This window comes from Mesorhizobium sp. LEGMi-168a, from assembly GCF_058312955.1.
The window spans coordinates 1-16,699 of record NZ_JBZEGV010000013.1 but is presented as its reverse complement, the minus strand read 5'-3'; the positions used below and the strand labels follow the sequence as shown (position 1 = coordinate 16,699).

At 60.4% G+C, this 16,699-nt stretch carries 17 protein-coding genes and 2 pseudogenes; 15 read left to right on the top strand and 4 right to left on the bottom strand.

Annotation, left to right across the window (positions count from 1 at the left end):
* Positions 1-39 precede the first annotated feature (39 nt).
* The 14 genes and pseudogenes from nifK to AC4FWB_RS17975 all read left to right on the top strand — a co-directional run bounded on the left by nifK (position 40) and on the right by AC4FWB_RS17975 (position 14,139).
* Positions 40-1,581, top strand: a complete 1,542-nt coding sequence (nifK, locus tag AC4FWB_RS18040) for a nitrogenase molybdenum-iron protein subunit beta (RefSeq protein WP_491027746.1) — start codon at positions 40-42, stop codon at positions 1,579-1,581.
* A gap of 165 nt (positions 1,582-1,746) precedes the next feature.
* Positions 1,747-3,237, top strand: coding sequence for a nitrogenase iron-molybdenum cofactor biosynthesis protein NifE (gene nifE / locus AC4FWB_RS18035; protein ID WP_491027622.1), 1,491 nt, complete (start codon positions 1,747-1,749; stop codon positions 3,235-3,237).
* Positions 3,238-3,245: 8 nt separating this feature from the next.
* Positions 3,246-4,628 (top strand): nitrogenase iron-molybdenum cofactor biosynthesis protein NifN, encoded by a 1,383-nt coding sequence (gene nifN, locus AC4FWB_RS18030; RefSeq protein WP_491027621.1) that lies wholly within the window; start codon positions 3,246-3,248, stop codon positions 4,626-4,628.
* Positions 4,594-5,103 (top strand): nitrogen fixation protein NifX, encoded by a 510-nt coding sequence (nifX, locus tag AC4FWB_RS18025; protein ID WP_491027620.1) that lies wholly within the window; start codon positions 4,594-4,596, stop codon positions 5,101-5,103. The genes nifN and nifX overlap by 35 nt, the downstream gene beginning before the upstream one ends.
* A gap of 5 nt (positions 5,104-5,108) precedes the next feature.
* On the top strand, positions 5,109-5,588 hold the full coding sequence (locus AC4FWB_RS18020; RefSeq protein WP_491027619.1) for a NifX-associated nitrogen fixation protein: 480 nt from the start codon (positions 5,109-5,111) through the stop codon (positions 5,586-5,588).
* A 27-nt stretch (positions 5,589-5,615) separates the two neighbouring features.
* Positions 5,616-6,401, top strand: coding sequence for a response regulator transcription factor (locus AC4FWB_RS18015; RefSeq protein WP_491027618.1), 786 nt, complete (start codon positions 5,616-5,618; stop codon positions 6,399-6,401).
* 107 nt (positions 6,402-6,508) lie between these two features.
* Positions 6,509-7,369 carry a universal stress protein gene (locus tag AC4FWB_RS18010; protein ID WP_491027617.1) on the top strand — a complete coding sequence of 287 codons (861 nt, stop codon included), beginning with the start codon at positions 6,509-6,511 and terminating at the stop codon, positions 7,367-7,369.
* Positions 7,370-8,731: 1,362 nt separating this feature from the next.
* The gene (locus AC4FWB_RS18005; RefSeq protein ID WP_491027616.1) at positions 8,732-9,952 is read left to right on the top strand and encodes a TlpA disulfide reductase family protein; all 1,221 of its coding nucleotides are present in this window, start codon (positions 8,732-8,734) and stop codon (positions 9,950-9,952) included.
* 263 nt (positions 9,953-10,215) lie between these two features.
* A pseudogene (locus AC4FWB_RS18000) lies at positions 10,216-10,685 on the top strand (DUF269 domain-containing protein).
* Positions 10,686-10,711: 26 nt separating this feature from the next.
* The gene (locus tag AC4FWB_RS17995; RefSeq protein ID WP_491027745.1) at positions 10,712-10,915 is read left to right on the top strand and encodes a CCE_0567 family metalloprotein; all 204 of its coding nucleotides are present in this window, start codon (positions 10,712-10,714) and stop codon (positions 10,913-10,915) included.
* Positions 10,912-11,229: a ferredoxin III, nif-specific gene (gene fdxB, locus AC4FWB_RS17990; protein ID WP_491027615.1), complete on the top strand. Its 318-nt coding sequence runs from the start codon at positions 10,912-10,914 to the stop codon at positions 11,227-11,229. The genes AC4FWB_RS17995 and fdxB overlap by 4 nt, the downstream gene beginning before the upstream one ends.
* Before the next feature lie 27 nt (positions 11,230-11,256).
* The gene (locus AC4FWB_RS17985) at positions 11,257-11,577 is read left to right on the top strand and encodes an exopolysaccharide production repressor protein (protein ID WP_491027614.1); all 321 of its coding nucleotides are present in this window, start codon (positions 11,257-11,259) and stop codon (positions 11,575-11,577) included.
* Positions 11,578-11,896: 319 nt separating this feature from the next.
* On the top strand, positions 11,897-12,190 hold the full coding sequence (locus AC4FWB_RS17980; RefSeq protein ID WP_491027753.1) for a hypothetical protein: 294 nt from the start codon (positions 11,897-11,899) through the stop codon (positions 12,188-12,190).
* Positions 12,191-12,975: 785 nt separating this feature from the next.
* Positions 12,976-14,139, top strand: a complete 1,164-nt coding sequence (locus tag AC4FWB_RS17975; protein ID WP_491027744.1) for an MFS transporter — start codon at positions 12,976-12,978, stop codon at positions 14,137-14,139.
* A 19-nt stretch (positions 14,140-14,158) separates the two neighbouring features.
* Here AC4FWB_RS17975 and AC4FWB_RS17970 read toward each other — a convergent pair whose 3' ends face one another.
* Both AC4FWB_RS17970 and AC4FWB_RS17965 read right to left on the bottom strand, forming a co-directional pair.
* A complete protein-coding gene (locus AC4FWB_RS17970) occupies positions 14,159-14,332 on the bottom strand; it encodes a hypothetical protein (RefSeq protein WP_491027613.1) in 174 nt (57 codons plus the stop codon).
* 100 nt (positions 14,333-14,432) lie between these two features.
* Positions 14,433-14,600 carry a hypothetical protein gene (locus tag AC4FWB_RS17965; RefSeq protein WP_491027612.1) on the bottom strand — a complete coding sequence of 56 codons (168 nt, stop codon included), beginning with the start codon at positions 14,598-14,600 and terminating at the stop codon, positions 14,433-14,435.
* Positions 14,601-14,984: 384 nt separating this feature from the next.
* Here AC4FWB_RS17965 and AC4FWB_RS17960 point away from each other — a divergent pair, with 384 nt between their 5' ends.
* Entirely contained in the window at positions 14,985-15,371 is a 387-nt protein-coding gene (locus AC4FWB_RS17960; protein WP_491027611.1) for a hypothetical protein, read from the top strand.
* A gap of 496 nt (positions 15,372-15,867) precedes the next feature.
* Here AC4FWB_RS17960 and panD read toward each other — a convergent pair whose 3' ends face one another.
* Positions 15,868-16,320 (bottom strand): aspartate 1-decarboxylase, encoded by a 453-nt coding sequence (panD, locus tag AC4FWB_RS17955; protein WP_491027610.1) that lies wholly within the window; start codon positions 16,318-16,320, stop codon positions 15,868-15,870.
* Between the two features lie 65 nt (positions 16,321-16,385).
* Positions 16,386-16,699, bottom strand: a pseudogene (gene bioZ, locus AC4FWB_RS17950) (3-oxopimeloyl-[acyl-carrier-protein] synthase BioZ); the annotation flags it as partial.

Genomic DNA, 16,699 nt, shown 5'->3' with positions numbered 1-16,699 from the left:
GCCATATGGCGCGGTCAGATGCAAAAAGAGGTGACCACCATGCCGCAGTCGGCCGAAAAAGTTCTCGACCATGCGCCCCTCTTCCGCGAGCCGGAATACCGGCAGATGCTCGCCGAGAAGAAGCTGACCTTCGAGTGTCCGCACCAGGATCAGGTTGTTACCGATCAACGCGAATTCACCAAGACGTGGGAATACCGCGAAAAGAATCTCGCTCGCGAGGCGCTTGTCATCAACCCCGCCAAGGCCTGCCAGCCGCTCGGCGCGGTGTTCGCGGCCGCGGGCTTCGAGCGAACCATGTCCTTCGTCCACGGAAGCCAGGGCTGCGTGGCCTATTACCGCTCGCACCTGTCGCGCCATTTCAAGGAGCCTGCTTCGGCGGTTTCTTCCTCGATGACCGAGGATGCGGCAGTGTTCGGTGGCCTGAAGAACATGATCGACGGGCTCGCCAACACGTATAAACTCTATGATCCGAAGATGATCGCCGTATCGACGACTTGTATGGCCGAGGTCATCGGCGACGACCTGCACAGCTTCATCGAGAACGCCAAGGAAGAAGGCTCGGTCCCGCGCGAATTCGACGTGCCCTTCGCCCACACGCCGGCCTTCGTCGGCAGCCATGTCGACGGCTATGACGGCACGGTCAAGGGCATTTTGGAGCACTTCTGGAAAGGCGAGGAGCGGACGGAAGCCTTAGGAACCATCAACATCATTCCGGGCTTCGACGGCTTTTGCGTTGGCAACAACCGGGAACTCAAACGCCTGCTCGATCTGATGGGCGTATCCTATACCTTCATCCAAGACGCCTCTGACCAGTTCGATACGCCGTCGGACGGCGAATACCGCATGTATGACGGCGGCACGAAGATCCAAGACGTGAGGAATGCACTCAACGCCGAGGCGACACTTTCGCTTCAGCATCACAACACCCGAAAAACACTGGAATATTGCGAGGAGGTCGGGCAGGCGACGGCCTCGTTCCATTACCCGCTCGGCGTCCAGGCGACCGACGAATTCCTGGTGGAGGTCTCCGCTATTTCCGGCAAGGAAATCCCCGAGGCAATCCGCCTGGAGCGCGGCCGACTTGTTGACGCCATGGCGGACAGCCAATCCTGGCTGCACGGGAAGAAATACGCAATCTACGGCGATCCGGACTTTGTCCACGCCATGGCACGCTTCATCATGGAGACAGGCGGCGAGCCGACGCACTGCCTCGCCACCAACGGCACGACGGCGTGGGAAGCCGAGATGAAGGAACTGCTTGCATCCTCGCCCTTTGGCAAGGAGGCTCAAGTCTGGGCGGGCAAGGACCTGTGGGCGATGCGATCGCTGCTCTTCACCGAGCCCGTGGACCTGTTGATCGGCAATTCCTATGGCAAGTATCTGGAGCGCGACACCGGCACGCCGCTGATCCGGCTGATGTTTCCGATCTTCGACCGGCACCATCACCATCGCTTTGCGCTCATGGGCTACCAGGGCGGGTTGCGCGTACTGACGACAATCCTCGACAAGATCTTCGACAAGCTCGATCGCGAGACAAGCGAGACGGGGGTGACGGACTATTCTTATGACCTCACCCGCTAAAGCATGTCTCCCGAAAGTGGAACCGGTTTCGGGGCAACACATGCATGAAGTCAAAACCTAAAGCGCACGGAGCGAACCTGAAAGATCGCGACGCGCTTTAGGGAGTGGCGGCCGGCTTTTCGGTGAGGCCGGTCGTCTTCCCGACGGACTTTGGAGACCGGCGCAATGTCCTCGCTCAATGCCAAAATCCAGGATGTCTTCAACGAGCCTGCCTGCGAGAAGAACCGCGACAAGGATGCCAAGGCGCGCAAAAAGGGCTGCTCCAAGGCGCTGACGCCCGGGGCGGCAGCTGGCGGCTGTGCCTTCGACGGCGCAAAAATCGTGCTGCAGCCGATCACCGATGTCGCGCATCTGGTCCATGCACCGCTAGCCTGCGAGGGCAATTCCTGGGATAACCGCGGCGCGGCTTCGTCCGGGCCAACGCTATGGCGCACAAGCTTCACGACCGATCTCACCGAACTCGATGTGGTGATGGGGCAGGGCGAGCGGAAGCTTTTCAAAGCCATCCGCGAGATCAAGGAAACTTACGCGCCGCCGGCGATCTTCGTCTATTCGACCTGTGTGACGGCGCTGATCGGCGACGACATCGAGGCAGTGTGCAAACGCGCGGCGGAAAAGTTCGGCCTGCCGGTGGTGCCGGTCAATGCGCCGGGCTTCGTCGGCTCCAAGAATCTCGGCAATAAGCTGGCCGGCGAGGCATTGCTTGATCATGTCATCGGCACGGTAGAGCCCGACGATGCCGGCCCTTACGACATCAATATCCTTGGTGAATTCAACCTCTCGGGCGAATTTTGGCTGGTGAAGCCGCTCCTTGATCGGCTGGGCATCCGAGTGCGCGCCTCAATTCCGGGGGACGCGCGCTACCTGGACGTTGCCTCAGCGCACCGCGCCCGGGCAACTATGATGGTGTGCTCGACCGCACTCATCAATCTCGCCCGCAAGATGGAGCAGCACTGGGACATTCCGTTTTTCGAGGGCTCTTTCTACGGCATCACCGATACCTCTGAAGCGCTCCGGCAGATATCTCGACTGCTGGTGAAGAAGGGGGCCGAACCGGAGATCCTCGGCCGCACTGAAGCCTTGATTGCTGAAGAGGAGGCGATTGCCTGGAAGAAGCTCGCGGCCTACCGGCCGAGGCTCGAAGGCAAGCGCGTGCTTCTCAACACTGGCGGTGTGAAGTCCTGGTCGGTCGTCCATGCACTGATGGAGATCGGCATCGAGATCGTCGGCACCTCGGTCAAGAAATCGACGCACGAAGACAAGGAGCGCATCAAGCAGATACTCAAGGACGAGAACCACATGTTCGAGACCATGGCACCGCGCGAGCTTTACGCCACGCTTTCAAAACATGAAGCCGACATCATGCTGTCGGGCGGGCGCACGCAATTTATCGCACTGAAGGCCAAGACACCTTGGCTCGATATCAACCAGGAGCGTCACCAGCCCTATGCCGGCTATGACGGCATGGTGGAGCTCGTACGTCAGATCGACCTTGCCATCCACAACCCGATCTGGCGCCAGGTGCGGGAGCCACCGCCGTGGGAGTGCCGGCCCGCCGCAGGCGACGAACCGCCGAGCACGAAGAGCAAGACCGCGACTGTCCAGGCCTTCAAGAAATTCGCCGGCACGATGGCCGACGATTTCGGCGAGTGTTGAGGAAGCCGATGGTCCGCATCCTTCCCCAGACCAAAGCCGCAGCAGTCAATCCGCTGAAGGCGTCGCAGCCGCTAGGTGCAGCTTTGGCCTTTCTTGGGGTCGATGGCGCAATCCCGCTTTTCCACGGTAGCCAGGGCTGCACCAGCTTCGCGCTGGTGCTGTTCGTGCGGCATTTCAAGGAAGCCATCCCCCTGCAGACCACCGCAATGGACGAAGTGGCAACGATCGTTGGCGGAGCAGACCATCTGGAAGAGGCGATCCTCAATCTCAAGACCCGCGCAAAGCCAAAGCTGATCGGGGTCTGCACGACGGCGCTGGTGGAGACACGTGGTGAAGACTTCGCAGGCGATATCGCCAATATCAGGCTGAAGCGCGCAGAAGAACTCGCAGGTACGGAGGTCGTGCTGGCCAACACGCCGGATTTCGACGGCGCGATCGAAGAGGGTTGGGCCAAGGCTGTCGCCGCGCTGATCGAAAGGATTACGCGGCCAGGCGAGCAGGCGCGGCAGTCGCAGAAGATCGCGATTCTACCCGGCTGGAACCTGACTGTGGCTGACATCGAGCATGTGCGCGAGACGGTGGAAAGCTTCGGGCTCGAGCCGGTGATTGTGCCGGACGTCTCCGGCTCGCTCGACGGCACGGTGCCAGACCGTTGGGTCACGACCACCTATGCCGGCGCCAGCGTCGAGGATATCCGCGAGCTTGGCACGGCCCGCCAATGCATCGTCATCGGTGAGCATATGCGCCGCCCGGCCGAGATGCTGCACAGGCTGACCGGCGTGCCTTACGTGTTGTTCGAGTCGCTGACCGGATTGAAGAGTGCTGATCGGTTCGTCTCGCTGCTGACCGCGATTTCGGGCGTGGCGGTGCCGGCCGGGGTCCGCCGTCGCCGGGGGCAGTTGCAGGACGCGTTGCTCGATGGACATTTCCATTTCGGAGGCAAGAAAATTGCGATCGCTGCTGAACCAGACCAGCTCTATCAACTCGCGACGTTCTTCATCGACATGGGCTCCGAGATCGCGGCGGCGGTCACCACGGCAGATATGTCGAAAATTCTGGAGAAGGTACCGGTGCAGTCGATTCAAATCGGCGATCTCGGCGATTTGGAAGCTCTTGGCGCCGGCGCCGATCTTCTCGTTACCCACTCCCACGGCCGCCAGGCGGCGCAGCGCCTTGGAATCCCGCTCATGCGCGTCGGCTTCCCCGTCTTCGACCGGCTCGGCAGCCAGCACAAGCTCACAATCCTCTATCAGGGGACGCGCGACCTGATCTTCGAGGTTGCCAACATCTTCCAGGCAAACCGGCATCCGCCGACGCCTGACGCGCTTGATCCATTCCGCCACCGAGAAATGCCAGATGAGCTCTGTTCGTCGCCTCTCGCTCGTCACTGACGAGGTTCACGCATCGATGCCGCTGCGGCAAGCCGGCGCTTTGCGCGTGGCGATCGCCACGCAAGACATGAAGAACCTAAACGCTCATTTCGGTTCGGCCAAGCGCTTCGCAGTCTACGACATCACACGTGAGGAATGGCAGCTTGTGGAAGCCGTGGCCTTCGACGACGTTTCCGATGAGAGCGGGAAGCATCGCAGCGAGGGCGACGATCGCATCACTTTGAAGGTGGAGGCGCTGAAGGGCTGTCACCTCCTGTTTTGTCTGGCGATCGGCGGACCTTCGGCAGCCAAGGTTATTTCGGCGAAAATCCATCCGATCAAAGTGCCGCAGCCCCAGACCATCCAAGAGGTTCTGTTGCGCACGCAGACGATGCTGAGGACGTGTCCTCCCCCCTGGCTGCGAAAGGTGCTGGCCCAGGCAGGGGTTGCCGAAAAGAAACCGTCCTTCGAGGACGAGGATTCAAATGAGGAGTAGGTGAAATGTCTGACGCCGCGGTCAGCTCTGATGTGGCGGAGGACGAGGCGGCCCTTGCCACCCCGTTCGTCAAATGTCTCGTGCGCCTGATCCGGGCGCAGGATTCCTACGGAACATGGGAAGGCAAATCGGAAGCCGAGCTCCTGGGCGACTTCATCATCACAAAGGAGCAGCGCCGTGCGATCCCGATCATCGGCGATCCTGACCCCGACGTGCTATGGAGGCTCGACATGTTCTACACCGCCGTCGGGCTGGCGATCGAAGAGCGCTCCGGCCTGATGGCATCACCCATGATGGAGATGAGCCACGAGGGCTTCGGGCGTGTACTTTTTACGGCCGGGCGGCTGGTCGTTCTGTCGAAGACCTTGCGCGACGTCCACCGGTTCGGGTTCGAGACGTTGTGGAAACTCGCCGCGGCGGGTACGAAACTGGCCGGCGACGCGATCGCGGCCATTGAAGCTTATCCCGAGGTGGCGCGGGCCTGATGGAGCCGCTGTTGGAGCATCGGGATCATGCCAGCCCTTGAGGACATACCATGGCCAGCCCACTCAACCGAGGCGGTCGAGGCCAATTTGGTTGTTGGGGCAGCACCGATGAAGCCACTGGTCCTGATCTGTTCGCAAGACACGGAATTGTATCTGTTCCTCAATCATATTCTGGGGGTGGACGGCTTCACGAGCGAGCCGGCAGGCGGCGTGAAGGAAGCACTTGCAGCGGCCGACGAACGAGAGCTCCAGGCGGTAGTGCTGGACTGCGGGCCAACAAGCGCGACGGGCTCCACAATCTGCGCCAGGCTTAAGCGGGAGCCCCGGACCGGCGACCTTCCCGTTATTGCACTGATCGCCCCCGGCGCCGAGAACCAGCACCTCGAGCTCTTGAAGGCAGGCATTGACGAGAGCTTTGTGCGGCCAATCGCGCCGGCCACGCTGCTTGACTGTTTGCGCACGAAGCTGGCGCTGCCGAAGCCCGGTTCAAACGGGGTCGAAAACGGCAGCTGGCTCTGCTGCGGCAGCCTTGAGATGAAGCTCGACGCCCACCGAGTTCGCGGCAATGGCCACGACATCCATCTCGGACCGCTCGAATTCAACCTGCTGCGGCATTTGCTTGAAGCTCCCGGCAAGGTCTTCAGCCGGGACGAGCTGATCGAGGCGGCATGGCCGGACAATATCCATATCGGTGCACGCACCGTCGACGTCCATATCAGCCGGATCAGAAAGGCGCTGAAGGCGGCCTCGCCCGGCAGCGTCATTCGTACCGTCAGGTCGGCCGGCTATTCGCTCGAGCAGCCGGATGGCTGAATGGCGAGCCGGTCCAATGCCATCTCCCATCTCCCTCGTAAGGCAAGTCTTACGCCTTCGAAACGCGCCTCCAGGTAAGATGACATACCCAAAAAAGAAGCAGTCACATGGCCTTCAAGAGCGTACTCAGTGTGACGGGAGCTGACCACTCCGATGAGGACGTCAAAATTGCTGCCGGCTTGTGTGCCGAGGTCGGCGCGAATCTTTCAGTACTGATTATGGCGCCGCTAGGCGATTGCATCCCCGAGTGGCCAAAACAGTGCGCGGAGGCCATTGCCAGACTGGAAAGGCGGTATAGGCAAATCGAGAAATTTTCACACGACATGGCCATTCTGGAAAAGACGTCCAGGGATATTCAAAAACTGCTGAGAGCCATGTGGATTTGCTATGACGTCGATACCGACTACTGTGATCACGCCGGCGTCGGTGATGCGGTGCGACGGCGGGCGCTCTGCAATGACCTGACCATCGTCGGCCCCACACTTCTCAACGACATCACTCTCGGATCTCTTGTTATCAACGGCAGCTTGTTCGATACAGGAAAGCCGGTGCTCGTTGTGCCGAAGGGTGCCGAGGCGACTCTGTCGCCGCGGCGCGTGCTGGTCGGCTGGGATTCGCGCGTCGAGGCGTCCCGTGCGGTTCGCGAAGCTCTGGATTTGCTATCCGGTGCCGAGGAAGTTCGCGTCACATTAGTCGATCCGGAGATGACCTGCACCGGAAACGGCATCGAGCCGGGAGCCGACGTCGCTGCCTATCTCACCCGGCATGGTGCTCGGGTGTCGGTCGATCGGCTGCCGAGCGCCGGCAAACCGGCGGCAACGGTGCTCGCGCAGCACGCAATCGACATTTCTGCCAACATGATTGTCATGGGCGCTTACAGCAGCCGACGGCTGCGCGAGCGGCTCTTCGGCGGCTTGAGGAGATGGATAGAAGGAAAGCCGCCATTGCCGCTGTTTTTGGCTCGCTGACGCTTCCGAAGGTGCACCGATGCTGTTCGAAGCTCTGCTTCCCCGGGTCGCCTATCCTGATGTCAAGTCGGAGAAAGAGTCGCGGCAAAGGCGCACGTTTTCGCGGAGTGCCTCGAGACAATCAAGCGCCTCGACCCGAGACCGGACGTCTCCAGCGCGCCCCTAGGGACGGCTACTGCTCGCCCGAGATGATCCGTGAGCGGAACTCAACGGCCGCCGACGTACATGCGCTTCTCAATGCAGTCAAACTCAAGGCTTCGCAGGTCGGCGTCAGGTCGAAAAAGAGAATCCTTTGGACGCGGCACGCCGTTCGGACCCGTATAGGCACCCGCATGGGCGAAATCACGCTCTCACTCACTATTGCCTTGGAGCTGAACAACGCGATAACTGCGCCGTGGGAGAGACCGCCTCAACGTCGAGTCTGGACGGTCCGGCCCTTGCCGGATTGGGCGGCAAGCGATGGCATCAATCACAATGTCATTGGCTCAGATGGTAGAGCAGCGAGGACGGCCGCATCTTCAGTGTCTTCAGTCGGTCCGGCCCGCCCCGCGTGACGGCCGAATGGTCTTGGGCCAATCAAATCCGACAACGCTCACATTCGCACCCGGGCGGTCGATGTGGCGCCCGAGCACCGCGAACACACAAGGTAACACAAAGCAGGAGTCCCGCAGACTTGACGGGCCGGCACCGGTACTCCTGGCCTGTCCGCCACGATCGTCAGTCAATCTGACGATGGCGGCATTTGCGATGGCGGTATTGGCGGGCCGCAGCTGGACTGGCGTGGTCGTGGTGAACTCCCATGTCGCCGGCTAGCAATTCAATCGCAAGGCGGGCGAGGGAGCACAGGCGGCTCGCCGATGGATTGGCCCATTGGGATCGCAACTGCCGAGATCCGCTACCGCTTGAGGGACCGCAATGGCACAACGCTCCAGCCAACGGGCACGACGCGGACGATGATGACGAGCATGGCGATAGCCGACGCAGTCATGATGTCCATCTGCTCGTCCCTCGGCCGGCGTACATGTTGAGTGGTCCTTGGCCAGACTTTTCTGGTGGCGCTGAGCGCGCGATGCATGTCCGAAACCTGACAACGGCAGAAGACATGTCGGAATCAATACAACCGGCCATCTTGGTCGCATGGTGGATTTCAAGGGAAATCACCCCTTACTGCGCGCTGAGCGCACTGGCACGGCCTTTGCTAGTTGAGATTCGGCAACGGCAAGACTGAGTAAAGGCTGGCTGCGCGCTGACGCGCGAGACGAGCGATGCTCCTTTTCCTTGAACCCGTGTGCCCCTCGCTTAGAGGGAAATAATCTCGCGCGTAAAGTCGCGCAACCTTTGGCAATAGCCTTGGAGAGCAACATGGCATTGCAGATGGAGTCACCGGCTCCTTCGATAAAAGTCGAGACCTGGCTGCGTGGCGAGCCCCTCACCAACTTCCAGCCCGGCAAAGTGTACGTCGTCGAGTTTTGGGCGACTTGGTGCGGGCCATGTGCGGCGGCGGCGCCCCAACTGGTGCAACTGCAGGAGAAATACAAAGACGGCGGATTGGAGGTCGTCGGAATAGCGGCCGATGAAGACGCTTCCTCGGCCGTTGAGGCCCGAACCAAGTTGGACGCGTGGTTGTCCGAAAAGTGCTCGGATCTGAACTATCGGATCGCGTTCGACCCCACAGGCGAAATGAACAGGCTTTGGAGGGAGCCCAGCTTTTCTGTCGGGCTTCCCACCTCGTTCGTGGTCGACCGAGACGGCCGCATCGCCTTTATCGGTCATCCGAGGCAACTCGATGAGGTTTTGCCGAAAGTGCTTAACGGCAGCTGGCGCGCCAGCGACGAAGCGAAAGCCGCCGACGCGGCCCGGATCGCCAGAAACGGCGCAATAGCGCGCGAACAGGCGTTGAAGAAGCCGATCAATGACAGATTCTGGGCGGCGATAAAGATAGAGGATTGGAAGACGGCGCTCTCGGCGATCGAAGAGGGCATCGCCTTGATGCCGGACGACATCAATTTCCGCCTGGCTCATGTGCATCTGGTGCTTCACAAAATGCATGACATGTGGACCGGCGTCCCGCTAATGCGCGAATTGGTTCGCGACGCGATCGAAAGAAACTCCGAAGATTGGATGCTTGCAGCGCTGGGCCAACTGTTCGGTCCGGCGCATGACCACTCGCGCTTTCCGTCTGCTGAGCGCTTCGCGATGGGCAAAGAGCTGTCCGAACACATCCTGGCACTCAATCCCCCGCAAGGCGACGGCCCCAAGTTCCGGTCCTATCCGGCGGTCGCCAGATACTATTACGACAGCGGCAACAACCATCGCGCGATCGAGTTGCTCGGGCTGGCGCTGAAGTCGCTGGACGGTCCGGAGCCTATCCCGGACGGCATGAGACAACATCTCCTGCCGGATTTGCTGCAGGCCCTGGCCAACTACAAGGGTGGGAGGGCTGTTAGAGCGCTCTCAGCGCGGCTCCGCAAAACAATTTCCCTAAGGTACCAAAGCGCGGCCGGCCGAGGAAAATACATAAAAAGGGGCGTCAATCTGAATGCTTGCTGGCCAATTCGTCCCTGGCGTAACCGCAGCAAGTAGGCCCCATGCATCACCTGATGGATCGCATGCAGCAGGTTCAAGGCTCGAATCTTGCGATGATCTGCGGCCTCACCGCGGCGGGAGTGATGTTCGACGCGAATCCGCGTGGAAGGCCTCACAGACGAAGACGCGTCCAAAGTCGGCCACCGGGAAATCGATCGCGTGGAATTGCCTGCCCCGAGCCGGGCGTCGGCTGCGCAAATGTGCCCGAAGCAGTCGCTGCCGAAAAGGCAAATCGTGTTTTGAGGAAGAGGACTAAAGGCATGCCTGATGCCACGGTGAGCGCTGCTTTCACCGAGGAAGAGGCGGCCCTTGCCACCCCGTTCCTCAAATGCCTCGTGCGGCTGATCCGTGCTCAGGAGCCCTGCGGCTCATGGAAAGGCAAATCGGCCGCCGAGCTGTTGGACGACTTCATCGTCACCAGAAAACAGCGCCGTACAATCCCTGGCATCGGCGATCCCGATCCGGGCGTGCTGTGGAGGCTCGACATATTCTACACCGCCGAGGGCCTTGTGATCGAGGAGCGTTTCCGCCCGGTGACATCGCCTATTGTGGAGGCCAAGCCCGTGAGGCCTTTGGTGCGGGCTTTTCGGTGCCAGGCCTTGGGTCGTTCTGTCCAGACGTCCATCGGTTCGGCTTCGAGACGTTTCGGCAACTCGCGGAGGCCGGTACCAAACTAATCGACGATGCGACCGCAGACACCGAAGCCAGTCCCGACGTTGCGCCGGCGTGATGGAAGCCGTTTTCGAGGAAGGATTAATGTCAAATCTTGAGGAGCTGCAGAAGAAGGTCCGCAAGCTGCAGTCGCGTGCGGGAACTGCGAAAATGGAATTGCACGACCTTGCCGAGGACCTCCCGGTCAACTGGACTGAGATCAAGGTGGTTGCAGAGAGAACGTTCGCCGTTTTTGCCGAGTTGGACGCTGCTAAGAGAAATCTCGCCGCGTCGGAGGATCCGCGATGACGAGCACTTTCGCTACCCGCGACGGCTCCAGATGGATGCCGCAGTATCTCACCGCTATCGATGGCACGACCTGCATCGGCTGCGGACGCTGCTATAAGGTTTGCTCGCGCGAGGTCATGCACCTTTACGGCGTCGATGACGCAGGCGAAATCCTCGGCCCCTGCGACGGTGAAGACGACGATTTCGATGGCGAACTCAATCGAATGATCATGGTCGTCGACCATGCCGGCCGCTGCGTAGGCTGCGGAGCCTGCGCCCGCGTCTGCCCGAAGAACTGCCAGACCCATGTTGCGGCCGACAAGGTCGCTGCATGATTTGGCGGACAAACCAGGAGAACGGCGTTGCCCTTTAGAATCTTTTGTCGCGCCCTATGGCTGGTCCTGTGCAGCAACGCTTTGGCGGTCTACTTCGCTTCTCGTTCTATCCGCACAGTGATCCTTGCAGCGTTGGCTTGTTCGCTGCTCCTCCAGGTAACCTATTTCGCAAGCGTGCTCTTTCTGGTCTGGCGGTCTAGCAGTGGCAGCAGAGATGGCCAAACGGCTGAGCAATTCGGCAGTTGCAAGGAAATTGCATACCGGCCGCCAGACGATGAGGTGATGAGGAATGAATCTTCAGATGTGCATCAGCTCGTTCCGATGGGCGGCATATCGCTGCTCCACTAAGGCGCGGTGACGAGATCAAAGTCGGATTCACGCCACTTCGGACCAACCGTGAACATCGGCGGGTCTTTCAAGGAATACTATGCTTGGTGCGGTCGACGGCGATCGCATTTCGGTCGTTCTAATTCCGGGAGGCGCAGTTTCTCGGTTCGATAGGCATTGGTTGCCAGTTGCTGGTCTCGTGACGAATGCGGCGCTGAAACTCGACTATTCACGAAGCTGTTCTGAGACGTCGAATAGCCCAGCTGACCCAGACCAAACACGCCCGTTAAAATGATGTGCATAGCCAGTTTCGGCTCATTCACGCATCGCTGGAGAGAACATGCTGGATAAGTTCGAACGCTATCCGCTCACTTTTGGACCGACACCCATCGAGAAGCTCGGCCGGCTTACTATCTGGCATGGAAGGGCGCTCTCGCCGGCAGCGGTACTGCTGCGCGAATGGCCGGGGGGAACCGCGGCGAAGAAAGGGACGCTGGAAAATAGAGCTTGCGCCCGGCGCGCCTATCGAATTGCGCAGAAGCGCAAGATGCCGGTCGTCGTCACGGACTGCTTGGCGCGGGTTCCTTACGTTGCCGGTCCGGCTAGCGATCATCATGATCGCGGTGTCGCCTAGCGCCGCTTCCGGCGATGCAATCCTGCCAGGTCTTGCTGAAAAGACCGCCGACAACCGATGCCTACTGTCGGCGTTGTCGAGTCCGCGACACTGCCTGTTCGACCTGGCTTCCAGCTGCGCTCTAATACAAGTTGAAACTGCGGGGGAAAATTTCTGCGGCTCTTTTTTAACGCAGTTGGCACAATTTTTGATGCACCCTCTTCCGAAGGCGGCAGGAACTGCCGACTGACAGTTATGTTCTGGGTGAGATCGTGATCGATGGAACGAAGGAAAGCAACATGCCAGTTTCAAATCGACAATCTTCCAAAAATTCGTTCGCCGACCCTGTCGACCTCGCGCAAGAGACCCTCATCGTCGGCTGCGACCTGACAGGTCCAACCGCCTGATCCCGAACTCGAAGGCGCAGGATGCCGTCCGACCAGCAATTACGCATCGGGCATGTTCCGGTTAGGCCTGGAGACGCTTCGAAAACTCGCGGAGGCCGGTACGAAATTGGTCGACGATGCGATAGCAAGCCAGCCGATCCCCCGACGTGGCGCGAGTGTGATGGAACATTCCCTGCCAGAGATTAAGATTTGCACCACAACCTTCTCGGGTGCGCAAGCGATAGAATGCTGCGGCGGTCCTGCGCCGAGTAGGGATGATGCCTGCTACGTCGCCGATGTAATCGCCAAGGAAGAAGGCAAGAAGACATGCGGAGCTGCCCCGTGAACATCACCCCTGCAGACCCATCTGCGCCAATCGGAGATGCGCCCCGTCTTCGAACGATCATTCCCCTTCTGGGCATGACACAAATACTCGCATGGGGGTCCTCCTTCTTTCTACTAGGCGTACTGACGCAGCCCATCGCCTGCGATACGGGGTGGCCGGTGGCCTGGATTGTCGGTGGCCTTTCGCTCGGCCTGCTTGTAGCCGGCATTGTTTCGCCGCGTATCGGCGACTGCATCCAACGGCTTGGCGGTCGCCCCGTGCTGGCGACGAGCGCCGTCTTCCTTGCTGCCGGGTTAATCGGCTTGGCGCTCTCTCCCAACCTACTGGTCTACATAGTCTCATGGCTGGTGCTCGGTGTCGGCATGGGCGCGGGCCTCTACGACCCGGCATTCGCGACGCTCGGCCGCATATACGGCCAGCGTGCGCGAACCGCGATTGCTACGCTGACCCTGTTCGGTGGCTTTGCCAGCACCATCTGTTGGCCGCTCTCCGCCATGTTCGTCTCCGCATTCGGTTGGCGCAACGCATGCCTGATCTATGCGGGCCTTGATGTGTTCGTTCTGCTGCCGATCTATGTCTTTGCGCTGCCGAGAGAGCAGAAACGAGAGACACGTGCGGTCATCGCAAGCGACCGGGGGGACTTGGACGAGCGCCCTATACCGGCAGGTTTGAGGTTGCTGTTTATGCTAATGGTGCTCGTCATTACCGTCAGCTCGATCAGCTCAACGCTGCTTTCCGTCCATCTGCTGACAATCCTTCAGGCTCGTGGCATCGGGCTCGCTGCAGCGGTCGCGCTCGGGGCGATTGTCGGGCCATGCCAAGTCGGTGCGCGGGCGATCGACTTGGCAATCAGCCGCTTCCATCATCCGATCTGGACGAAGGTTGCCTCGACCGTATTCGTTGCTATTGGACTTGGCCTTCTGTGGGTGAACGTCCCGCTCGGGGCGACAGCACTCATGTTTTACGGGGCGGGAATTGGCTTAGAGTCCATTGCCCGCGGTACGCTGCCGCTCGCTGTCTTTGGTGACGACCTTTACCCGTCGATCATGGGGCGCATTGCCATGCCGAGCTTGATTATGCAGGCCGCATCGCCCTCGCTAGGAGCACTGCTGATCACGAGGCTTGGTGCGAACGGTGCACTCGCCATGCTGTTCGCGGTCGCGGTTATAAATGTGTTGTTGGTTATGGGTCTTTTCGGCGCGCTAGAGAAACAACGATCTGCGACGCGTGTTTCCTGAGATCAATCCCTCCATATGATCATTGGTAGGCATATCGCCGATTTTGGCATTCCGAGATGATCCTCGAACAGTTGCGGGCCCAAGGGCAGCCGCGATGGATGGAACGAAGGAAGGAAGCAACGATGAGCTTGTCATTGAACTGAACGGACCGGCTCTCCGCGCCGTGGCGCACGACGAGCGCGCGATTGTCCATCAGAACTTCCTCCGGGCACGCCGCCGAAGCTCGTAAACGCGCTCTCGAGCCTGGCAAACCAGTGCTCTTGCTTCTCGGCCCGGAAGGCACGCATATGCAGTCATCGCGAATGCCCGAGCGTAGCCCTGAACACGAATGCTTTGATCTTCGCGCCGCCGATCTCGGCCAGACGCTCGCCGAGGTCGATCTGCAGCTGTCGGCCCGGTGGCTTCTCGAACCGCCTCGTCGCCAGCGCCTCGGCCTTCAGCGTTTGACGATAGGGCTGCACGCGCTGCAGTGTTCGCCGGCTTACTCGGCCAGCAGATTCTGGCGCACCACATCCGCATTGCCGCGATGGCGAATGAATCAACCCTCAAATGACGTTTCGGCCGCTCAGGCGACTTGAACGGCTTCGCGCCCACCGCCACACAGACCCCATGCCCACATCACCGACACCTATTGGTATTTGACGGCAACGCCGAACCTACTACAGCAAGCGCTTCTGCGGGCGGAGCACTCTCAGCTGGAGTCCCGCCCATGCGCGCCGCCCGGACGTTCCCTGCTCTCCTTGAGGTTTTCTTCACCGACAAGCAAGCCCCCTTGGCGAGCTACCGCGATACCTTCTGCCTGCTGCTGGCCAGCGGCAGTGCGCAAGGGACCGTCGGAAGTGATCTTGCCGGATCTCGACACCGCGTTCCTCGGCGCCTTCCTCGATCATCTCGATCACGACTGCGACAACAGCGCCCGTAGCCGCAATGTCCGTCTTGCCGCCATCCATTGCTTCTTCCGCCATGTGGCCTTGCGCCCGGAACACAGCGCATTGGCACAGCGGGTTCTCGCCATCCCGAGCAAGCGTTATGTTCGCCGACCCGTCGCCTTCCTCACCAACGTCGGAGCCGCAGCCTTGCTTGCCGCTCCCGACCTCGGCAGTTGGGGCGGGCGCCGTGACCGGGCGCTTCTGTTGCTGATCGTCCAGACCGGTCTGCCTGCTGTCGCCTGGCCGGGCCTACCGCGTCGCATAGGTCGGCGTCTTCGCGTCACCAGCGTCTCGGCGCTTTAACGCGCGCGCCCACGGCGCCGACATACCCTGAACACCATTCGTTGCGTCAAGCCTAGGCATTTCCTCCGCAACGCTCCCCCGCCGCGTATGGCGAACTCGAAGGTGGCGGGTGAGGCCGGTGACGCCCCTTTGACCAGATCATCCATGGCAGCTCATGTGCCTCTGTTACAGTATCGTGCGCGGGGCATAGAGATCGCAGCCATTGTCATCATGTCCTCACGCCGGGCCTCGGCGCAGAAGTCTGGGAAATACGCGTGGCGTAGACGTCGATCAGACACACAACTAGCTAAGCTAGTGCCCTTCCTTGGGCAAGATCTGATCATGGAACTCGCGCGCCGTTTAGGGATTGATCGGTAAGTTGAGCTGGCCCTCGCGGCGGAACTCGAAGCACGCGCGGTAAAGGGCAACGTCCGTGACTTCGTCGCCGATTGACCCTTCGCCAGTTCGGCCGAATGCGATGGCTCTGGCGGAAGCTCGCGCAAGCGTCGAATAAAAATCACGCCCGGGAAACAAGCGGAGGGAAGGCCAAGGCTTCATCGGCCTCATCAAGGATCGAGAAGCTATAACGGCCATATGCGTCGAGCTCGACCGAGTAGCTCAGGCGGTCGCGTATGTGGTTGTCCTGGTCGAACGTGACGATCCGCGGCTTCAGCGACGTGATATGCGCTTCGTTCAGGTAGATGGAGTTGCAGACGATGATCGGGTCGCCAGGCTGGCAGGTGCGGGCGGCAGCACCATTGAGGATGCAGCATCGTGATCCGCGCTCGCCCAGAATGACATAGGTTGAAATCCGCGCGCCGGAATTCTTGTTCCATATCTCGACGAATTCCATCGGCAGGATCCCGGCGGCCTCGCAGTGATCAGGGTCGAGCGTTATGGAACCATGGTAGTTGAGGTTTGCTTCGGTGACGTGGATGCCGTGAAGCTTGCCGGCGACTATTTTTCGCATTGGTCTGTTGTCCTCATCCGTCTCGCATGACTAGTCTTGATGTCTTGTCGACAGCAGCCGCGCGGCTAGGTTCCAACCACAAGCGCGCCGCCGCTGAGTCCCGCACCTGCCGCCGCCAGAAGTATTTTCTCTCCGACCCGGAATGGCTCGTGCTGGTTGGCGAGCGATAGCGACAGCGGAATCGTCGCGGCGGACGAGTTGCCGTATTCGGCGATCGTCTTGACGATTGCATCATCGGCAATGCCGAGGCTTCTGCCGACCGCGTCGAAGATGCGGGCGTTGGCCTGATGCGGCACGAAGCGGTTGATGTCCTGCGGCTTCAGCCGCGCCGCGCCCAGCGCCTCCTGGGAGCAAGCGGTCATCATCGCCACCGCCTTGC

Excerpts from the sequence above, each read along its gene's own strand:
- nifK (WP_491027746.1), top strand. The coding sequence starts at position 40 with ATGCCGCAGTCGGCCGAAAAAGTTCTCGACCATGCGCCCCTCTTCCGC.
- nifE (WP_491027622.1), top strand. The coding sequence starts at position 1,747 with ATGTCCTCGCTCAATGCCAAAATCCAGGATGTCTTCAACGAGCCTGCC.
- nifN (WP_491027621.1), top strand. The coding sequence starts at position 3,246 with ATGGTCCGCATCCTTCCCCAGACCAAAGCCGCAGCAGTCAATCCGCTG.
- nifX (WP_491027620.1), top strand. The coding sequence starts at position 4,594 with ATGAGCTCTGTTCGTCGCCTCTCGCTCGTCACTGACGAGGTTCACGCA.
- AC4FWB_RS18020 (WP_491027619.1), top strand. The coding sequence starts at position 5,109 with ATGTCTGACGCCGCGGTCAGCTCTGATGTGGCGGAGGACGAGGCGGCC.
- AC4FWB_RS18015 (WP_491027618.1), top strand. The coding sequence starts at position 5,616 with ATGCCAGCCCTTGAGGACATACCATGGCCAGCCCACTCAACCGAGGCG.
- AC4FWB_RS18010 (WP_491027617.1), top strand. The coding sequence starts at position 6,509 with ATGGCCTTCAAGAGCGTACTCAGTGTGACGGGAGCTGACCACTCCGAT.
- AC4FWB_RS18005 (WP_491027616.1), top strand. The coding sequence starts at position 8,732 with ATGGCATTGCAGATGGAGTCACCGGCTCCTTCGATAAAAGTCGAGACC.
- AC4FWB_RS17995 (WP_491027745.1), top strand. The coding sequence starts at position 10,712 with ATGTCAAATCTTGAGGAGCTGCAGAAGAAGGTCCGCAAGCTGCAGTCG.
- fdxB (WP_491027615.1), top strand. The coding sequence starts at position 10,912 with ATGACGAGCACTTTCGCTACCCGCGACGGCTCCAGATGGATGCCGCAG.
- AC4FWB_RS17980 (WP_491027753.1), top strand. The coding sequence starts at position 11,897 with ATGCTGGATAAGTTCGAACGCTATCCGCTCACTTTTGGACCGACACCC.
- AC4FWB_RS17975 (WP_491027744.1), top strand. The coding sequence starts at position 12,976 with ATGACACAAATACTCGCATGGGGGTCCTCCTTCTTTCTACTAGGCGTA.
- AC4FWB_RS17970 (WP_491027613.1), bottom strand. The coding sequence starts at position 14,332 with ATGGACAATCGCGCGCTCGTCGTGCGCCACGGCGCGGAGAGCCGGTCC.
- panD (WP_491027610.1), bottom strand. The coding sequence starts at position 16,320 with ATGCGAAAAATAGTCGCCGGCAAGCTTCACGGCATCCACGTCACCGAA.